Raw genomic sequence first — 1114 nt, 5'->3', positions numbered from 1 at the left:
GCGCGACCTGATCGCCAGCCGCGCGCCACTGGCCGACGTGAAGGCGGCGGCGCGCCGGCGCGGGCTGCGGTCGATCCGCGCCGCAGCGGTCGAGCTGGTCGCGCAGGGCCTGACGACGCTGGCCGAGCTGGACCGGGTGACGTTCGCTGACCCGGCGGCGGCCGACCCAACGGCCGATGCCCCCGCATGAACTCTGTCCAACCACCGGAGACCGCGATGCCCTTGCCCCGTCCCGCGTTGATCGATGTGCGCAGCGATGCCGTGGTGCTGACGCGCGAGGCTGCGCCGCCCAGCAGCGCGTCGCTGCGGACCCAGGGCCTGCACGAGGCGCTGACCGGCCTGATCGCCCCGGTGCGCGATGCACTGCGGGCCGACGTGCTGGTCAACGCGATGCACACGCGGCTGCTGGTGCTGCCGTCGGCGGCGGCGCTGACCAGCGAGGCGCGCTGGATGGCCTACGCGTCGAGTCGTTTCGAGGACGTGTTCGGCGATGGCGCCGACGGCTGGTCGCTGCGCCTCGTGCCGGAGCGCCCGCAGCGGCCGCGCCTGCTGGCCGCGCTGCCGATGGCGCTGATGCGCACGCTGGACACGCTGCTCGGCCAGCGGCTGCGCAGCGTGCGCATCGACACGCTGGTGCGCGTCGACGAACTGCGGCTGCGCGAGCCGGACTACACCGGTGCGCTGGTCGACATCGGTGCCGGGCATGCGGTGATTGCGTTGCTGCTGCACGGCACGCTGCACCGCGTGCGGCTGCGCCACATGGCGCCGGACCTCGACGAGTTGCGCGCCGCGCTGCGCGTCGAATGGGCCGCGCTCGGCCGCTTCGACGAGCTGCCGGCGCTGGCCGTCTCGCCGGCCGAGGTGCTGGACGCGAGCGACGCCACGGCCGTGCGCACGCTCGCCGCGCGCATCGTCCGCCTGGCCTGACGCGATGGCTGCCGCGCACTACGCGATCGACCTGKCGCGGCCGCGGCCGGCGCCCAGCCGCTGGGCGCGCGTTCTGCTGGCGCTCGGGATCGTCGCGGCGGTGGCGGCCGGCCTCAGCCTGCGATCGCGGATGGCCGAACAGGCGGTGCAGCAGGAGACCCTCGGGCGCCTGCAAACCGTGCTCGCC

3 protein-coding genes are annotated in these 1114 nt (G+C 75.2%); all 3 read left to right on the top strand.

Annotated features, from left to right (window positions below):
• The coding region (locus tag ACXJLU_RS33415) for a hypothetical protein (RefSeq protein WP_457338017.1) at positions 1-190 on the top strand (190 nt) is incomplete at its 5' end.
• A 26-nt stretch (positions 191-216) separates the two neighbouring features.
• Positions 217-927, top strand: coding sequence for a hypothetical protein (locus ACXJLU_RS33410; protein WP_457338016.1), 711 nt, complete (start codon positions 217-219; stop codon positions 925-927).
• 4 nt (positions 928-931) lie between these two features.
• Positions 932-1114: hypothetical protein (locus tag ACXJLU_RS33405; RefSeq protein ID WP_457338015.1), on the top strand; the 183-nt coding region annotated here is incomplete at its 3' end.

The sequence above is a fragment of the Rhizobacter sp. P5_C2 genome (assembly GCF_054049715.1).
The sequence above is the reverse complement of the archived record's forward strand: the minus strand, read 5'-3'. Positions and strand labels throughout refer to the sequence as shown.